This window comes from Bacteroidota bacterium (assembly GCA_017303905.1).
Lineage (GTDB): Bacteria > Bacteroidota > Bacteroidia > B-17B0 > Aurantibacillaceae > JAHEYG01.
Map to the genome: position 1 here is coordinate 1,712,374 of JAFLBH010000001.1, position 19,036 is coordinate 1,731,409.

At 38.5% G+C, this 19,036-nt stretch carries 7 protein-coding genes; 5 read left to right on the forward strand and 2 right to left on the reverse strand.

Annotated features, from left to right (window positions below; translation table 11 throughout):
• Window positions 1-7 precede the first annotated feature (7 nt).
• The gene (locus tag J0L69_07285; GenBank protein ID MBN8692984.1) at window positions 8-6,286 is read right to left on the reverse strand and encodes a PKD domain-containing protein; all 6,279 of its coding nucleotides are present in this window, start codon (window positions 6,284-6,286) and stop codon (window positions 8-10) included.
• A 212-nt stretch (window positions 6,287-6,498) separates the two neighbouring features.
• On the reverse strand, window positions 6,499-7,410 hold the full coding sequence (locus J0L69_07290) for a DUF58 domain-containing protein (protein ID MBN8692985.1): 912 nt from the start codon (window positions 7,408-7,410) through the stop codon (window positions 6,499-6,501).
• Window positions 7,411-7,507: 97 nt separating this feature from the next.
• Here J0L69_07290 and J0L69_07295 point away from each other — a divergent pair, with 97 nt between their 5' ends.
• From J0L69_07295 to J0L69_07315, 5 genes are read left to right on the forward strand one after another with little or no spacing between them, the layout of a single operon-like run.
• On the forward strand, window positions 7,508-10,951 hold the full coding sequence (locus tag J0L69_07295; GenBank protein MBN8692986.1) for a gliding motility-associated C-terminal domain-containing protein: 3,444 nt from the start codon (window positions 7,508-7,510) through the stop codon (window positions 10,949-10,951).
• Window positions 10,951-12,057 carry a type IX secretion system membrane protein PorP/SprF gene (locus J0L69_07300; GenBank protein ID MBN8692987.1) on the forward strand — a complete coding sequence of 369 codons (1,107 nt, stop codon included), beginning with the start codon at window positions 10,951-10,953 and terminating at the stop codon, window positions 12,055-12,057. Before J0L69_07295 ends, J0L69_07300 begins: the two co-directional genes overlap by 1 nt.
• A 21-nt stretch (window positions 12,058-12,078) precedes the next feature.
• A complete protein-coding gene (locus J0L69_07305; protein MBN8692988.1) occupies window positions 12,079-15,864 on the forward strand; it encodes a PKD domain-containing protein in 3,786 nt (1,261 codons plus the stop codon).
• 4 nt (window positions 15,865-15,868) lie between these two features.
• On the forward strand, window positions 15,869-16,864 hold the full coding sequence (locus J0L69_07310; GenBank protein MBN8692989.1) for a PorP/SprF family type IX secretion system membrane protein: 996 nt from the start codon (window positions 15,869-15,871) through the stop codon (window positions 16,862-16,864).
• A gap of 3 nt (window positions 16,865-16,867) precedes the next feature.
• On the forward strand, window positions 16,868-19,033 hold the full coding sequence (locus J0L69_07315) for an OmpA family protein (GenBank protein ID MBN8692990.1): 2,166 nt from the start codon (window positions 16,868-16,870) through the stop codon (window positions 19,031-19,033).
• The last annotated feature ends 3 nt before the right edge of the window (window positions 19,034-19,036 follow it).

The following is a 19,036-nucleotide window of genomic DNA, read 5'->3' on the forward strand; positions in this document are numbered from 1 at the left end:
TTCTTTATTATTTTAAAATTGTAATATCTCCGGTTTTTCTAATATGAGTTCCATCAAACATGTCTACATCCAATACCCAAACGTAAACACCTAATTGAACTTTCTCTCCTTTGTAGGTTCCATCCCAACCCACTTTTTGATCTGTGGTTTCAAACAGAAGTTGCCCCCAGTTATTATAAACACGGAAGAATAAGGTTTGGAATGGTCCGCCTTTTACAAATAAGAAGTCATTATGACCATCTCCGTTAGGTGTAAAGGCTGTTGGTACCTGAGGTAATAACACAACAATAATTTCCTTACTAACGGTGTCCATACAGCCGCTAGCATCTGTGATTGCTAACTGTACTGTAAATACTCCATTGTTATCGTAATAATATTGAGGATTTTGATTGGTTGAAGTTGTACCGTCACCTAGGTTCCAGTTCCAGCCAACGATAGAGCCTGTTGGTGTACTGAGATCCGTAAAAGTAACTACATCAGTTGAGTAAACAGGATTACCCGACATCGAGAAGTCAGCAACAGGTTTAGGGTTTACAGTTACTGTTTGAGTAATGGTACCTGTACAGCCATTACTTGAAACAACAGTTAAATTAACGGTAAAGCTTCCTGATGTTGTATAAGTGTGGGATGGGTTTTGCAATGTACTACTTCCGCCATCGCCAAAAGTCCACGACCAGCTTGTAATACTTCCCGTACTAACCGTTGATGCATCGTTAAATGTACCAAGTGTGCCTACACAAACATTACTAAAAGTAAAGTTGGCAACCGGAGCTATAAATACAGTTACAGGCTGTTGAACAGTATCTGTACAGCCTGCAGAGTTAGAAGTGATTAATGTAACCGTATAGGTATTTCCTACTGTATATGTATAGGTTGGGTTTTGATTGTTTGATGTACCTGAGCCATCGCCAAAATTCCAAGTATACGATGTTACAGTTCCTACAGGTGTAGAAATATCAGTAAATGATACCGGTTGGTTTGCACAGGCATTTGTGAACGTAAATGCAGAGGATGGAGCATTAATGAAGTTAACATTAATGGTATCCCTTGCCGGTACACATCCTTTATTGTTTGTTGATTCTAATATAAGTTGTATACCTGTACTTGCCGTATCGCTTGAGCTTGGCTGATAGAATCCATTTAATGTCGTGTTATTCGGGTTAAATGTTCCACTTCCGGTAGTCGTCCAGAAACCAGTATTAGTTACACCGGTAATATTTCCATTTAATGGTATAACCGCATTTTTACAAACATTTATATCGGCACCCGCAAATACATTAGGTCCTTTTAATACAATAAATGTGACTGTATCTGACGTGTTAGCACATCCACCACCTGATGATGTTAATACAAACGTTACACTACCTGAAATGGTATCATTACTACTCATTGTGTAAGTTGTAATCAAACTGCTTGTATTGGCAATGGTTCCTGTACCAAGTGAGGTCCAAGTTGTGTTATAGCCTGGTGTCACAGTTCCTGATAAAGGTAAAATTAATGCGCTTGCACAAATAGTGTCATTTGGCCCTGCATAAACAACGGCAGGATCCGTTACATTTACAGTAATGGTTGTTGCTGCGCCATCACATGATCCAATTGTCGCATAAACCGAATAAACGCCGGCAGTTAAAGTTGAGGCGTTTGTTATGGTTGGGTTTTGTACTGATGATGTAAATGAGTTAGGTCCGGTCCAACTATACGTAGTGGCACCAACCGCAGACGCTCCTAAATTAATTGTTGCACCTACACATAACGGTGAGTTCGCAGTGGCAGTTGGAGCAGCAGGAGTTGAGTTAACTGTTACACTGATGATGGCAACAGTGCTGGTACATCCACCTAAAGTTACCGTTAAAGAGTAATCACCGGAAGCAGCTGTAGTCGCATTCATAATGGTTGAATCTTGAGTTGCGGCTGTAAAACTATTAGGGCCGGTCCAGCTATAAGTACCACCAGGAACTGATGTTGCAGTTAAACTTAATGTTTGTCCGGCACAAATTGGAGAGTTAGCACCTAATGTTGGTGGAGCAGGTGTTGGATTAACAGTGACACTTACAGTTCCATAAGGACCGGTACAACCTGCAACAGTTGCCTGAACTGAATAAACACCGGCTGATAAAGTTGTTGTTGGAGTAACTGTTGGATTTTGCACAGCGGCCGTAAAACTATTCGGTCCGGTCCAATTGTATGTTGCTCCTGTAATTGTAGAAGCGGTTAAATAAATGTCTTGACCTTCGCAAATTGGTGAAGTAGCGGTTGCAGTAGGTGCAGCAACTGGCGGACTAACCAATACACTTACTGTGCCACTGGTTCCGGTACAACCTGCAACTGTTACGTTTACAGAATAGGTTCCCGATTCAAGTAAAGTCACGTTTGTTATAGTTGGATTCTGAACAGAAGAAGTAAATGAATTTGGTCCAGTCCAGTTATAAACGGCACCTGTAATATTTGAAGCCGTTAAGCTTAAAGTTGCACCAACGCATAACGGTGAGTTGCTTCCGGCAATAACAGGATCCGGTAAAGGATTTACTGTAACGGTAACTAAGGCATTTGAACTTGTACAACCACCTGAAGTTACATTTACTGAATAAACACCTGCAGCCAATGAAGTTGTAGCTACAATGGTTGGGTTTTGAACGGTTGAAGTAAATGAGTTAGGGCCTGTCCAGCTATAAGTTGTTCCTGTAACTGTTGAAGCACTTAATAAAAGTGTTTGACCTTCACATAACGGTGAGTTAGCAGTGGCAGTTGGAGCTGCAGGTGTTGGATTCACTGCTACGGTAATTGTCGCAACCGGACTATTACATCCGGAAACGTTAGCTTGCACCGAATATACACCGGCCGATAAAGTTGTTGTAGGCGTAACGGTAGGGTTTTGTACAGAAGCAGTAAAGCTATTTGGTCCTGTCCAGTTATACGTTGCGCCAGTAATGTTAGAAGCAGTTAATAAAATATCTTGACCTTCACAAACCGGAGAGTTGCTTCCTAAAGTTGGTGCAGGTACAGGAGGGTCTACAACCACGTTTACTGTTCCTGAAGATCCGGTACAACCTGCAACTGTTACGTTTACAGAGTAAGTTCCGCTTTCAGAAATGGATACTGGTGATAAAGTTGGATTTTGCGCACTTGATGTAAAGGTGTTTGGTCCGGTCCAGCTGTAAACACCACCAACAATTGTATTTGCTGTTAAGCTTAAAGTACCACCAGAACATAAAGGTGAATTACTTGAAGGAGTCACCGGTGCAGGAGTAGGATTAATTACAACGGTTACCGTTCCTATTGGGCCAACGCAACCTGATACAGAGGCACTCACCGAATATACTCCGGCAGCAAGTGTTGTTGTTGCAGCAATCGTAGGATTCTGAGCTGTTGAAGTAAACGAGTTTGGTCCTGTCCAGTTATAACTTGCAAATAAAATCGGATTAGCAGTTAACAAAAGTGTTTGGCCTTCACATAATGGAGAATTACTTCCTGGTGTTGGAGCAGGAGGAGTTGGGTTAACTAATACGTTAACAGTACCGGACGGACTTGCACATCCACCAACAATAGCGTTTACAGAATATACACCTGTAGCTAATGAAGATGTTGATACGATTGATGGATTCTGAACGTTAGCCGTAAATGAATTTGGCCCTGTCCAGTTATAACTGGCTCCGGCAATTGATGAAGCTGTTAGGAATAATGTTTGTCCTGAACATAACGGTGAGTTACTTCCGGCAGTTGGTGATGGAGGTAACGGAGTAATTACAACGTTAACAGTTCCCATTGGTCCAATACAACCCATCACATTGGCATTAACCGAATAAACTCCTGTTGCAGGCAATGTAACACCGGTAATAGTTGGATTTTGAACAGATGAGGTAAATGAATTTGGTCCAACCCAATTATAAGTTGCACCTGCAATTGTCGAAGCACCTAAATTTAAATTCCCACCTATACAAACAGGAATATTCGCTGTTGCTGTTGGTGCAATCGGAGGATTGTTAATGGTAACACTTAAGGTTGTAACAGGGCTCGTACAACCTGCTAATGTTGCACTGATAGAATACGTACCTGCATTTAAAACAGAAACACCCGGTATTGTTGGGTTTTGTGTTGTTGAAGTGAATGAGTTTGGTCCTGACCAATTGTAAGTAGCGCCAGCAACTGAAGAAGCAGTTAAGCTTAACGTTTGACCTGTACAAATTGGTGAATTGCTTCCGGGTGTAGGTGACGCAGGAATTGGATTTACTAAAACGTTAATTGTTCCGGTGGCGCTCACGCAACCTAATGCTGTTGCTGTGACTGAATATATACCACTTGCCAGTGTTGTTGTACCTACAATAGTAGGATTTTGAGTTGTGGATGTAAATGAGTTTGGACCTGTCCATGAATAAGTAGCTCCACCTCCCGCATTCGCGGTTAAACTTAATGTTTGTCCTGCACAAATAGGCGAATTAGAGGTAAGAGTAGAAACGGTTGGAGTGTTATTTACAACGACGTTGACAGTTCCCGGAGGACTTGTACAACCCAATACAGTAACCGTTGCGGAATAAGTTCCGGCTCCTGCTAAAGTGATGCCGCCAATAGTTGGATTTTGTACAGAAGAAGTAAATGAGTTTGGCCCTGACCAATTGTAAGTTGCACCTGCTACAGTATTAGAAGTTAAACTTAAAGTTTGTCCCACACAAATAGGAGATGTACCGCCTGCTGTTGGTGCAGCTGGATTAGGATTAATTGTTACAGTTACGGTTCCTGCAATACCAACACAGCCCGCAACAATGGCTTGAACAGTATATACACCGGCCGCTAATGCAGTAACGTTAGAGATTGTTGGATTTTGTAAAGTTGAAGTAAATCCATTTGGACCAGCCCAAGTGTAAGTAGCGCCGGCAACAGGACTTGCTGTTAAACTTAAAGTTTGTCCGATACATAACGGTGTGTTCGCACCGGCAGTTGGTGGTGGCGGAACAAATGGCGGACAAGTAACCATGTTCATTTGATAATCACGAACCGTTTCACTTAATAATTTACCGGCACGGTATTCTTGAACCTTAACACCAAATACGAATTGTCCGTTAGTATTAGCCACACCTGTCATTAAACCGGTTGATGAGTTAAGTGTAACAGCAGGAGCAGGTGAGTTAAAAGGACTGTTTGCACTATAGTTAGGGATAAATGTTACAGGGGGAATGAATGCCGTATTATTTGGGAAAGTGGGAGCAGGCGCATCGTTATATGGCGTATACATTGAGTACACTAAAACGTCACCATCTCCATCGGTTGCCGCTTGGTTTACAGAAAACGTGTTGGTTGAGCATAAGAATAATGGAGGTAAGTTGGCGAAACTTGGATTACTATTCGGAACAAACGTATTGTCGTAAATAGTAACCATATCGTTAGCGTAAATTTTTGATGCCGGCGATGTACCATTAAACGTGTAATGAATGAACACTTGAATAGTATTTCCAATTAAACCCGGTTGAGTAGAAAATACCGGAGAAACGAAGTTTCCAAGTAATTGTCCATTAACAGCGAATAAAGTTTTAGGACCACCATTTAATGAATAAAATATTTTAAGAGAGTCTCCATTAGCCATAGTGCCTGCTCTTCTGGTATTAACGCTCATGTTAACACCATTAGCGAAGGAAGAAATATTAACTACTTGAGAAGCCCAGATTGCACGACCATTATTAGCGCCGGTAACTTCGAATTCGCCGGCAGCATTAACCTGAGCTGAAGCAGGGGCAATGGCACCAAAAGAACGAGTCCAAGCAGTTGCACCCGCGTCAACAGTTGTTCCTGCAGGTAATGTAAAATCCTCTTTCCAAGTATCGAAATAACAAGGAATGTAACAGTAGAAAGTTTCTCCAACAGCACCTGGAGTATTGATGTTTAGGATACTCGGATTACGGCAGCATAAACTGTAGTATAAGTGCATACCACCCGGTGAAGGCGCTAAGTTAACAGTAGCGGTATAGATACGTTCCTGAACGCATGGCGTTACACTTGGTGAAGTTGCACAAGGAGGTAACACGGCAGGGATGTTAGTGATAGTTCCGCCGGGTAATGTAAAGTTTCTACTGGGAGCAAAGACGCTACCGTTTGCCTGAAGAACATTTATTGTTGCAGAACCAGGGAAAGCAATACCGGTACAATCACGATAAAGCTTTAGCATGATGGTATAATTATTCCCACCATTATAGGTGTAAGTTATTGTACCACCCACAATGTGAGTTGCAAAACCTTTGAAAGGAACGAGTAGCGAAAACAAAACAGCTACAACAAGGTTACGGTAGAAACACTTCATATTTTTTGATTGTTAAATGTTAATTAATGATAATAATTCGTTCTTAATAACAGAACGTTTTAAAACGGATATAAGTTGGTTATATACTTGATTCAAAATAAGTTTCTAAAAATATAAAAAAAATCGACAAGTTCGACCTAAAATAGTTTAGTAGTCTATTAAATAATTGTTTGAAAATCAAATATTTAAGTCAAATAACCTAAAGTAATTCCTTATTTTGACATTAGGTTCCGCTTAATTAAATAGGTTAAAAGAATATTATTAAACCCTTCATTTATGTCAGCTTCCACAAAATCAATGTGGTATTGGCCACATTTAAGCTTTAAAGCCGTTGTGAATTTTTGAACTGTAGCAATATAATTATCCTTTATTTGTTTCGGGTTTAGTTTGATTTGTTCGCCTGTTTCCAAATCAATAAAATGATATGGTCTGTTTTCGAAGTCGAAATCTAATTCTTTTGATTTATCGTTCACATGAAATAAAACAACCTCATGTTTCTTATACTTAAGATGTTGCAAAGCACTAAATAACTCTTCATTATCAGAATTATTGTCAAACATATCACTAAAAATAACTACCAATGATCTCTTATGAATTATTTCTGCGATTTGATGAAGGGCATTCACAGTTAAACTTGATTTGTTTTGCTCTTTTCTATTAAGTAATTCTTCTAATGTCGAATAAATAAGTTTTTGTTGAGACGGGCTTCCCTTTGCCGGTAAATGAAGCTCAATTTTATCGCTGAAAAGTGTTAATCCAACTGCGTCTCTTTGTTGTTTTAAAAGTTCGTTTAAGGCCGCTGCCGCATGAATAGAAAAATGAAGTTTATTATTCTCAGTTTCAATAGGGAAGAGCATAGATGAGGAAACGTCAATTACAATTTGGCAGCGCAAATTGGTCTCTTCTTCATAACGTTTAACAAATAATTTATCCGTTCTTCCAAACAACTTCCAATCGATATGACGCGTGCTTTCACCGGTGTTGTAAAGACGGTGTTCTGCAAATTCAACCGAAAAACCATGGAAAGGACTTTTATGAAGGCCGGTAATAAAGCCCTCAACCACCTTTTTTGCTAACAATTCAAGGTTCTTAAATGGTTCGATGGATTGACGATTAATTGGCATGAAGTTTGTAAAATTAACGGTAATTTAATAACTTACAGTTAAAAAATTATAAAATTCAGTAACTTCGGGAAAAATTAAAAAACCCACGGCATAAAGTATGAAAAAACTATACTTACTCGTTTTATTAGTTCTTGGATTAACATCTGTTAATGCTCAAATTGATACCTCCTTTTGGTTTGTTGCTCCGGATATTTCTGCAGGCCTTGGACAAAGTCCGATAAAAATGTACTTCACAACGTATAGTTCTGCAAGTACAGTTTATCTACGTCAGCCCGCCAATGGTGCATTCACACCTATAACCATTAATATTCCTGCCAATTCAGTCGACTCGGTTGATTTAACTCCGTTTATTTCTTCTATTGAAAGTACTCCAACCAATTCGGTTCTTACAAGAGGGATTTATATCAGTACAAGTTCAAATGTTTCTGCAGTTTATTGCATTAAGTCTCCTACCAACAAAGAAATGATAAGCTTGAAAGGTCAAAAATCATTAGGTACCGATTTTTATACACCTTTTCAAAATCAATGGCGCAGTTCTGCTGCAACAACACCAAAATCTTTTTCAGCGATTGATATTGTCGCTTCTCAAAATAACACCACGATATTAATTACCCCCCGCGCCAATATTATCGGACATGTTAAAGATGTTACTTTCCCTGTGATTTTAAATGCAGGAGAGTCTTTTAGTTGTCAAGATACATCCACTACTGCTCCTACAAAATTAGCGGGTTCTATTATATCGGCTGATAAACCAATTGCTGTTACGGTTAGTTCTTCAGGATTAGTAAATGGTGGTTGTACAAGTACAATTGCCGATCAAATTACTAACTCTAATCATGCCGGTAATGACTTTGTCATTACAAAAAGTGAAACAGGCAACGATAAGGTATTTATTTTGGCTACTGTAAACTCAACAAGTATTACACTTACAAACGGAACTTCAACCGTTTCCACTTTAATTAATACCGGAGAAACATATAGCGCAAATATTACGCAGGAATTAACGTACATTAAATCAACCAAGCCGGTTTATGTAATTCATGTAACAGGTCATGGTTGTAAATTAAGCGGAGCGCAAGTTCCTCATTTCTATTGCGCAGGTACATATTCAACTTCCTTTACCAGAACTTCGGCAGATTCATTTGCTGTTAATGTGTTTACAAGAAACGGATTTCAGGGTAATTTTCAATTAAATGGAAATGCCTCGTTAATTCCTGCTTCCGCGTTTACAATTGTTCCCGGCACATCAAGTACTGTAGTTGGTGCTCGTGTGAATTTTAATTTAACACAAGTGCCTGTGGGTTCTTATAACATTATTACAAATACAGGTGATATTTATGGTTTCGGAACGCATCAAGGTTCAACGCCATCTGGAAGTTCTTATGCGTATCATTCCGAATGGATTTCTTATCCGATGGTTGCGGCAGGACCGGATGCAACCATTTGTTCGAACACATCTCTATCACTAAATGGTACTGTAGGAGGAGGAAATGTTACCGGTGTTTGGTCAACCAATAATGGTTTTGGTACTTTCTCATCGCCAACCACTTCCTTAAATAACGTCTATGTACCGAGCTTACTTGATATTGCTACAGCTTCAAAACCCTATATAAATTTAATTTTGACATCAACAGGCCCCTGTACTTCACGTGTTGATACACTTAGGTTAGTTGTGTTACAGGAGCCTTTGGTAAATGCATCTGTTGATCAAATTAAGTGCGGCAATAACGCGACCGTTAGTTTAAATGGAAGTATATCCGGTATAACATCTACAGGTCAGTGGGCTACCTTAGGTAGTGGAAGTTTTGCACCTACATCTACAGTTTTAAATGGTTTTTATGTACCATCTTCTGCTGATACAACCGCGGGCTCTGTAAATCTGGTATTAACTTCTACTAATAATGGAATTTGTTTGGCTGAAACGGATACGGTTAAAATTACCTTTACAAAACCTCCATTGGTAAATGCAGGGCCAACTACCATGAGTTTATGTGTAAATAATCCCACCATTTCTTTATTAGGTTCAGTAAGCGGCAGTAGTTCTACAGGAAAATGGACAACTTCGGGTACAGGAATATTTAATCCTAGTAATATTGCTTTAAGCACAAATTATTTACCAAGCCCATTAGATATTGCAAGCGGCAGTATTTATATCTATTTAATTTCTACTAATAATGGAGATTGTTTTCCTGTGAAGGATAGTATTCAAGTGTTCTTTACTCCTTCACCAAATGTGAATGCAGGTCCGGATTTATTTAGTTGTAAAAACAACAGTGCTGTTCAATTAACCGGAATTATCGGCGGTGCAACTACTACCGGAACATGGAGTGGAGGAGGAGGAAGTTTTAGTCCTTCCAACAGTGTTTTAACACCAACGTATATTCCCACTCCTGCGGAAATTTCAGCAGGCTTTGTTGTACTCAACTTAACGTCTACAAACAATGGTAATTGTTTATCGGTAAGCGATCAGGTTAGAATTGATTTCAAAGACAAACCTTTTGCTAATTTTTCTTCTAATGTAGTGTGTTTAAACCAGGCAACAACATTCATCGATTTCTCTGCGCCAATTGCAGGTACTTTAGCTGGCTGGAACTGGAGTTTTGGTGACGGAGGGACGTCAACCGTTAGTGGTCCGGTTTATACCTATACAACTTCAGGAACTTATACAGCACAATTAATTGTTAGAAATTCATTTAACTGTTATGATACCACAACAAAAGTGGTTAAAGTAAATCATTTGCCAAATTCAGATTTTACTTATTCACGTTCTTGTTTTGGGTCATTCCTGCAAATTAATTTTAAAGACAGTTCTTCTATTGCATCTCCGGATACTGTAAAATCATTTTTCTGGAATTTTAATGATCCGGGACCGCCACCGTTGCCAACTTCATCTATAGCGAATCCATCCGTAGTATTTAGTGGTCCGGGTTCTTACTCGATTTTCCATATAGTAACCTCTAATAACGGATGTAAGGATACAATTATCAAATCCATCAATATTACACCACCACCGGTTGCAGGATTTATTTTAAATTATAATGCAGGAATTAACTTAACTACCATTGTAACCTTTACGGATGTTTCTCAAAATTCCGTGGCCTGGACTTGGAATTTTGGTGATGGAAATACGAGTACAAACCAAAATCCTGTAAATACATATATGGCAAACGGTACCTATACAATCGTTCAAACAGTGTTCGATCAGTTTGGTTGCCCGGCTACAAGCTCCAAAACAATTTCTATCAATAATATTAAAGAAGAAATTAATGAGTTGATACCAAATGCCATTTCACCAAATGGCGACCAGAAGAATGATATCTGGCGATTGGATTTCATTAACGCGTTTTATCCGAATGCGGAAATTGAAATTTACAACCGATGGGGTGAACGATTATTTTATTCGAAGGGATATGAAATACCGTGGGATGGAACTTACTTAGGTAATCCACTTCCCGTCTCAACTTATTACTACATCATTAATCTGAACGATCCAAATCGTGAAGAAAATATTTTTAAAGGAACCATTTTAATAATGAAATAATGAAGAAGATACACAAAATTATAGCAATCGTTTTGTTAGCGACCGGCGCTTCTTCATTAAGCGCGCAACAACAAAATTTATACTCCAATTATTTACTTAATGCTTACGCATACAATTCAGGAGTCATAGGTTCACAAGATTATATTCAAGCCAATTTGTTTTATCGCAACCAATGGGTTGGATTTGAAGGCTCTCCTAGAACATATATGCTTTCTATGTATGGTCCGCTAAAAAAATTAAAAAATGCATCGATTGGAGGAATGATAAACTCTGATCAAACCGGATTAATGACTTCAAATACAGGATATCTTACGTTTGCCTATAGCGTTAAGTTAAACAAAAAGCTCAAACTGGCATTAGGTTTATCCGGAGGACTAAAACAATACCGTGTAAAATTATATGATGCCAGGACGTATGATCAGGGCGACGAATATTTAACAGGAACAATTTTAACAGCCAATACTTTTGATGCGAACGCCGGTTTGTATTTGCATGGAGAAAAATTCTTCCTGGGATTATCCAGCATGAATATGTTGAATAATCGTGTGAATTGGCAAGCTGATAAAGGTCGATTAACCCCGCATTATTACGTAATGGTAGGTTATAAAATAAAAGTAAAATCAGATTATGAAATAACACCATCTGTCTTAGTAAAATATAATGCACCAGCTCCTGTTCAATTGGAATATTCATTACGTGTTACCTATAAAAACTGGATTTGGTTAGGCGCATCGTATCGTAATAATGATGCCGTAGCAGCAATGGTTGGTGCGAAGCTTATGAAAAAGTTAAACATAGCTTATGCCTATGATTTTACAACTTCTAAACTTAGAAATTATAATTCAGGCAGTCACGAAATTTCTATTAGCTACAACTTCATTAAAAAGAAATCAATTACTGCCGTTGATGAAGAAGAATTTAAAATTATTGATAATAGTGTAAAACAAAACTTGAAGAATAAAAAGCCTGTATTGGGGGAAGAGAAGAAAGATGATTCGCAGGGCGCACCGCCTAAGAAAGAAGAAAAGAAAGAACCGGAAGTTAAAAAAGAGGAAAAACAATCGGAAGAGACAACTCCTAAGACAGAAGAAAACAAACCTGAATAAACTTTTTATAAATAGATCAAAATGAAAAAAATTAAGCTCATCGTATTATTTTTAATCTTTATAATGAAGTCGTTTACTTCATTAGCACAGATTGACACCGTATTTTGGTTTGCGGCACCGTGGGTTACTCCCGATCACACTTGGCGCGATGCGGTAAAAATGCATATTTCAGGTCCGTCAGGTACTACTGTCCGTATTCGACAGCCAGCCGCTATTTTACCAAATAAATATGATACAACATTTACTATTCCTGCTTCAGGTTTTTTTGATTATACCTTTTGGAGAGATGCCGCTGCAGGTGTTACTAACTTTGGATATGATTCCTTAGAATCACGACCGGCAAATGCAGTACGTCCTTACGGATTAAAAGTTACTTCTTCACGAGAAATTACAATTGTATATGACGTTGTAACTAGAGCAAATACATTTTACAATCCGGAAACTTTTTCCTTGAAAGGAAGGAATGGTTTAGGAACCGAATTCGTCTGTCCATTTCAAAATAACTGGTTCAATCAGGTTTTAGGAGGAGATTTAAATGGTGATGGCGTAATTACTCAACCGCGACAGCAAATTAATATTGTAGCTACCTTACCAAATACGGTTGTTTGGATAACTCCAAAATGTAATGTGGTTGGACATGTGGCAAATCTTACCTATAGTGTACTCATGAATACCGGCGATGTGTATACAGTTGAAAATGTAACCGGAGCAACAAATGTTGCCGGACAAAATTTAGGTGGAACCATTGTTGTGTCTAATAATCCAATTTCTGTTACAGTTGCCGACGACTCAGTCCGAAATCCGGGTGGCGGTTGCCACGATCTAATCGGTGATCAAATTGTACCGGTTGATGTAGTGGGTAAAGAGTATATCGCCAATAAAGGGTTTATGTTTCCTGCATCTCAGGAAAGTATTTTTGTGGTAGCTACTGATAATTTTACTCAAATCACAATCGATGACGGAACTGCTACAACATATAGCATAAATAAAGGAGATGTTCAGCGATATACAATTACGCAACCGCTTACTCATATTACGGCTAACAAGAATGTGTATTTATGGCAAACTACTGGTTATGGTTGCGAATCAGGCGCAGCGATTCTACCTCCTATTAACTGTGCAGGTTCCGACTCTGTTACATTCACACGTAATAATAATCAACCGTTTTTGTTAAACATTTTATGTAAAACTAATGGTGCAATCAATACTCCTGCTAATTTTTTACTAAATGGATCTTCAACACTTGTACCGGCATCTGCATTTACACTAGTACCAGGTACAGGAGGAGCATGGCAAGGCGCACAAATCCAATTCAACACTACTCAAATTCCTGTTAACTCTGCAAACCTTCTTTCAAACAGTACAGATGTGTTTGCGATGGGTGTAATTAACGGTAATACTTCTACCGGAGGTTTGTTTCATTATATGTCTTCATTTAAACGTAAGATTTATTCCTATGCAGGAAATGATATGAGTTATTGTACCGGGACAAATAGCGTAATTACTTTAAATGGTGCAATTAATGGTGGCGCTTCAACCGGTATATGGTCGGTTATGAATGGAACAACAGCCATTAGTTTACCTTCAAGTGCATATACTTCAACTGTTACAAATATTAATGCTACTTATACTTTAACTCCAACTGATACCACTCAATCACAAATAAAATTCGTTTTATTATCGACCGGTAATTGCGATAATGTGGCCGATACAGTGGTCTTATTTATTCGTAAATCGCCGGCCGTTGAAGCCGGTCCCGGTATGACTATTTGTAAGAACAATATTCCTACAATAAACATCACAGGTTCTGTTTTATTCGCTACAGGAGGAAATTGGACAACATCCGGTAGCGGAGTTTTTGGAAATCCAACTTCGTATACAACAACCTATGTACCTTCTCCTTCTGATTTATCAGCGGGTTCGGTTAAATTGGTTTTAACTTCTGCCGGTAGTATTTTCGGTTGTCCAAACACGAATGATTCTTTACTACTTACGTTCACCAACCCTCCTACAGTTAATGCGGGCGCCGATATTAATGTGTGTACGAATAGCCCAACTGTAAATTTAAATGGTTCGGTAGGCGGACCGACTAGTTCAGGTTTATGGACAACACTCGGCTCCGGCGCGTTTTCTCCGAACGATACTTTAATGTCAACTACCTATATTTTAAGTCCGAATGATTTAACTCAATCTTCATTAGTAATTACATTAACCTCACAAAATAATGGTAATTGTAACGCGGTAAAAGATAGTATTACTGTGTTTGTTACACCAAAGCCTGTGGTGCTAGCGGGTAATAACGATACTATTTGCGCAAGTGCGGGTGTTATTGCGCTAACGGGAACTGTCACAGGTTCCGCTTTAACGGGTACTTGGACAACAAGCGGAACAGGTGCGTTTAATAACGCGGGTATTTTAAATCCAAATTACACAATGAGCGGGGCGGATACATTAGCTGGTGTTGTACAATTTATTTTAACTTCTACTGGCGGAATTTGTCCGCCGGAAAGCGATACTGTTACGTATGTTATTTTAAAAGCGCCTTTAGTGGCTGCAGGACCAGATACAAGTTTCTGTAACAATGGAATTGTACAATTGAATGGGTTGGTAAGTGGATTTACGACAACAGGGCAATGGATTTCAACCGGAACAGGAACGTTTGTTCCAAATAATACATCTTTAAACGCAGCGTATTTCCCGAGTACGTCAGATGTTATAAACGGAAGTGTTAAGTTTATATTAGAATCAACTAATAATAAAGGCTGTTCTCCGAAGCGAGATTCTTTAACAGTAACTTTTATACCATCACCAACGGCTAATTTTAGTTTTTCAGTGGCATGTGCTACAAAGCCTGTACAGTTTACAGATTTGTCAGTAGGCTCTGTATCTAACTACAGTTGGAATTTCGGAGACGGCGGTACCGCGATTTCACAAAATCCGTTTCACAGTTACACCTTAGCAAATACATATTCTGTGACGTTTATTGTTACGTCTAACAACGGATGTAAAGACACCGTTGTGAAAAACGTAACAGTCTATAATTTACCATATGCGAATTTTACGTACGGACCTGCTTGTCAGGGACAACTTATACAGTTTCAAGATTCTTCTTTATCGGGTGTTGACGTGATTACAAATTGGAATTGGAATTTTGCAGATGGAGGAATAAGCACTTCTGCAAATCCGGTTCATACGTATACAGCATCAGGAATATATAACGTTAACTTGAATGTTACTACTGACAAGGGGTGCACCGATTCAATTAATATAGCTGTGAATGTAAGACCGCGACCAAATGCATTTTTTGCTTTAACCAATAATCCTACTCTGGCGCAAGAACTTGTTTACTTCACCGATTTCAGTACGCCCGCGCCTACCATTGTAAATTGGAATTGGGATTTTGGTGATGGAGGAGGTGCGAGTTCGCAAAACCCAACCAACATCTATCAAAATCAAGGTAACTATACAATTACTTTAGTTGTTACTGATAATTTCGGATGCTCTGATACATCACGTAAGGAAATCTCTGTAACCTTATTACCATTGGTACCAACAGCCTTCTCTCCGAATGGCGATAACAACAACGATTTATTATTTGTGAAAGGTGGTCCGTTTGAAAATATGAATTTTAGAATTTACAATAACTGGGGAGAATTAATATTTGAAACTACCGATCAAAAAGTGGGATGGGATGGGAAGTATAAAGGTCAGGACGCTCCAATCGGTGTTTATGTTTGGGTGTTGGATGTAGATATGTTTAATAATAAATCGGTACGCAAAACTGGTGATGTAACCTTATTGAGATAATAGTATGAAAAAAATTATAAAAGCATTCTTCGTATTTCTAATAGCGTTTGGCAATGTAGCCAAGGCACAGGACTTTCATTTATCATTATACGATTGCGCGCCATTATTTTTAAATCCGGCTATGACGGGTGTTATTGATGCGAAATTCCGTGTGCACGCTCAATACAGAAATCAATGGAACTCTGTTGCATATAAACCTTTTAATACGGCTTTAATTAGTGCAGATATGCCAAAAGGAAAATGGGGCTTCGGAATTCAGGTAATCAATATGCGTGCCGGTATAGGAAATTACAATGTGTTTCAGGCTATGCTGTCTGCTGGGTATACAGTGCCATTGGATAAAAAGAAATCACATCATATATCTTTCGGATTGCAAGGTGGTTTTACACAAAAGTCGGTAGAATACAAATTATATACCTGGGACAATCAATATACCGGTGCTAATGGAGGATCATTCAATACAGAAGTTTCCAGTAATGAAAACTTCAAGCGTCAATCTCAAATGTTACCGCAATTAAATGCGGGCGTTTTATATTATTATGCAAAGCAGCAGTCGCGCATCAATCCGTTTTTAGGTGTTTCCGGCTTTAATTTAACCCGACCTAAAGAAACTTTTTTTGATCAAGCAAACTACTTACCAATTCGTGTTTACACTCATGCGGGTGTACGTATTAATGTAAGTGAGTTGCTTTTTGCGATTCCTAAAATTTTAATTATGAATCAAGGCAAAGCATTTGAACAAACCTATGCGTTGGATGCAGGTTATTTCTTTAAAAATGATAAATTCTTTTTATTAGCAGGATTTACCTATCGAGCTAAAGATGCAAGCATAGTTTATGCGGGCTTAAGAAAAGATAATTATATTTTTAAATTGGGTTATGATTTTAATACATCCACATTAAAAACAGCTTCAAAAACCAGAGGTGCGTTTGAATTATCATTTACCTATTTAGCCGGTAAGAAAAGTGTAACCGAAATTAAAAACTGTCCTCGTTTATAGTATATGAAATATTATCCCCGTTATATCATTGGTTGTTTAAAGGCATCTTTATTATTGCTTTTTTTCTTTAGTATGAACTCTTATGGTCAATCCAAAAAGCTTTGGATGATTGAAGGTGAAAATGCCTATGCTAAAAAAGATTACGCCTCGGCGGCTTACTTTTATTCTAAAGTACTTGACGACACAACCATTCTCGAAACTTTTGTTTTACCCTATGAGGCACAGATGGTGAACCTTCGAATTAAGAATTTGATCAAGGTTCCTGAACTAAAACTTAAAAATCCTTTCAAAAAGGATAGCACCTCTGTGACAAACACTACAGATAGCACTAAGAAGCCGAAGACGGAGTATAAACCAATGAATAGTATCGATTATGTTTATTATAAGTTGGGTCATTCATACTTTTTAAATTCCGATTATAATCATGCAGCTAAAATTTTTAAGGTATGCGTTGAACGAAATTCTTATCCGGACGCTCGTTTTTATCATGCCCTCTCTTTAATGAGTGTGAAAAAACACAAGGAAGCATTAGATGAATTTGAAGCTTTCGTTACATCTAATCCCGATAACGATTCGTTAAAGAAAGTAGCGCAGAAGAAGGAAGCTAGTTGTTATTTTGCTTTAGACTCTATGACAAATGTTCGACGTGCCGTTAAGGTAAAATTGATGGATACCCTTATTTTTAATAAAGGAACGTCCAACTTTGCGCCGATGTATTATTTGAGTCCGAATAAAATCATTTTCACTAGCGCACGACGTAATGGAGTAGTAAATGATCCGGAGAAGCAAGATTCTAAATTTTTATGTGACCTTTATTATTCAGAGTGTTTAGATAGTATTTGGCAGCGTCCGGTGAATTTTGGTCGCCCAGTAAATTCTGCACTGCATGAAGGTGCTGGTTATGTAACACCTGATGATGTGATGCTATTTACGAGGTGGAGTGATGCCAACCGTGAGGAAACGTTTATTTACATGGCTAAAATGACTGATGGTAAATTCTTCGAAGCATTTAAGCTCAATCAAAATGTGAATGTGGCCGGATACAAATCCATGCAGCCATTCGTTAACTTCGATGGCACTCATTTGTTTTTCTCGTCTAATCGTCCGGGTGGTTTAGGAGGATTTGATATTTGGTGCAGTGTAATTGATGAAAATGGATTTATCGGCCCTGCAAAGAATTTAGGTGCGCCAATTAATACACCGGGTGATGAGGTGTCGCCTTTCTTCCACGCGGTATCAAGCACCTTATACTTTAGTTCAAGCGGATTACCAGGCATGGGCGGATTAGATGTGTTTAAGTCATACTTTAATTCCGACGACTCTGTATATACATTTCCAAAAAACATGGGAGGTCCTGTGAACTCCAGTAAGGATGATGCTTACTTCATCATGGAGAGAACACAACAACGCGGTTTCTTTGCCAGTGATAGAAAAGATTGTGAAAATGGGCATTGTTATAATATTTATGAGTTTGTTAATGAGCCCATTCATTTTGATATCAGCGGTTATGTGTTTGATGCGCAAACAAACGATCCGATAGAAGGAGCCTTAGTTACCATTCGCGATGTACATGGGGAAGATGAGCCTTTCTTTGTAGTGTCGGACGATAAGGGATATTATTTTTCTGAATTAAAGCCGGATAAAGAATATTTTATGAAGGCGCAGAAAAACAAATACTTTGCAGATGCGGCGAGCGTGGCTACAAAAGGTAAATCGGAGACAACACATTTTGAACAAGACTTCTTCTTAAATAAAATTCCTGACAGTGAAATTGAAATTGAAGGTATTGAATATGATTTCGACAAAGCAACACTTCGTCCGAAATCAAAAGAAAACATGGATAAAATTGTTGATCTCTTAAACTTGAACGATAACCTTTCCATCATGATTAACTCACATACCGATTCTCGTGGAAGTGATGATTATAACTTGCGTTTATCACAGGCGCGTGCACAATCTTGCGTAGATTATTTGATCTCTAAAGGGATAAAAAAGGAAAGGTTAATTGCTAAAGGTTGGGGTGAAACAGACCCGTTGATTAAGCAGGATGCTATTGATAAAATGGTGCCTAAGAGTGAAGAGTTTGAAGCGGCTCATCAGAAGAACCGACGAACCGCCTTTAAGGTTATAGGAGAGACAGATATTAACATTATTAACAAGACTAAGTAATTA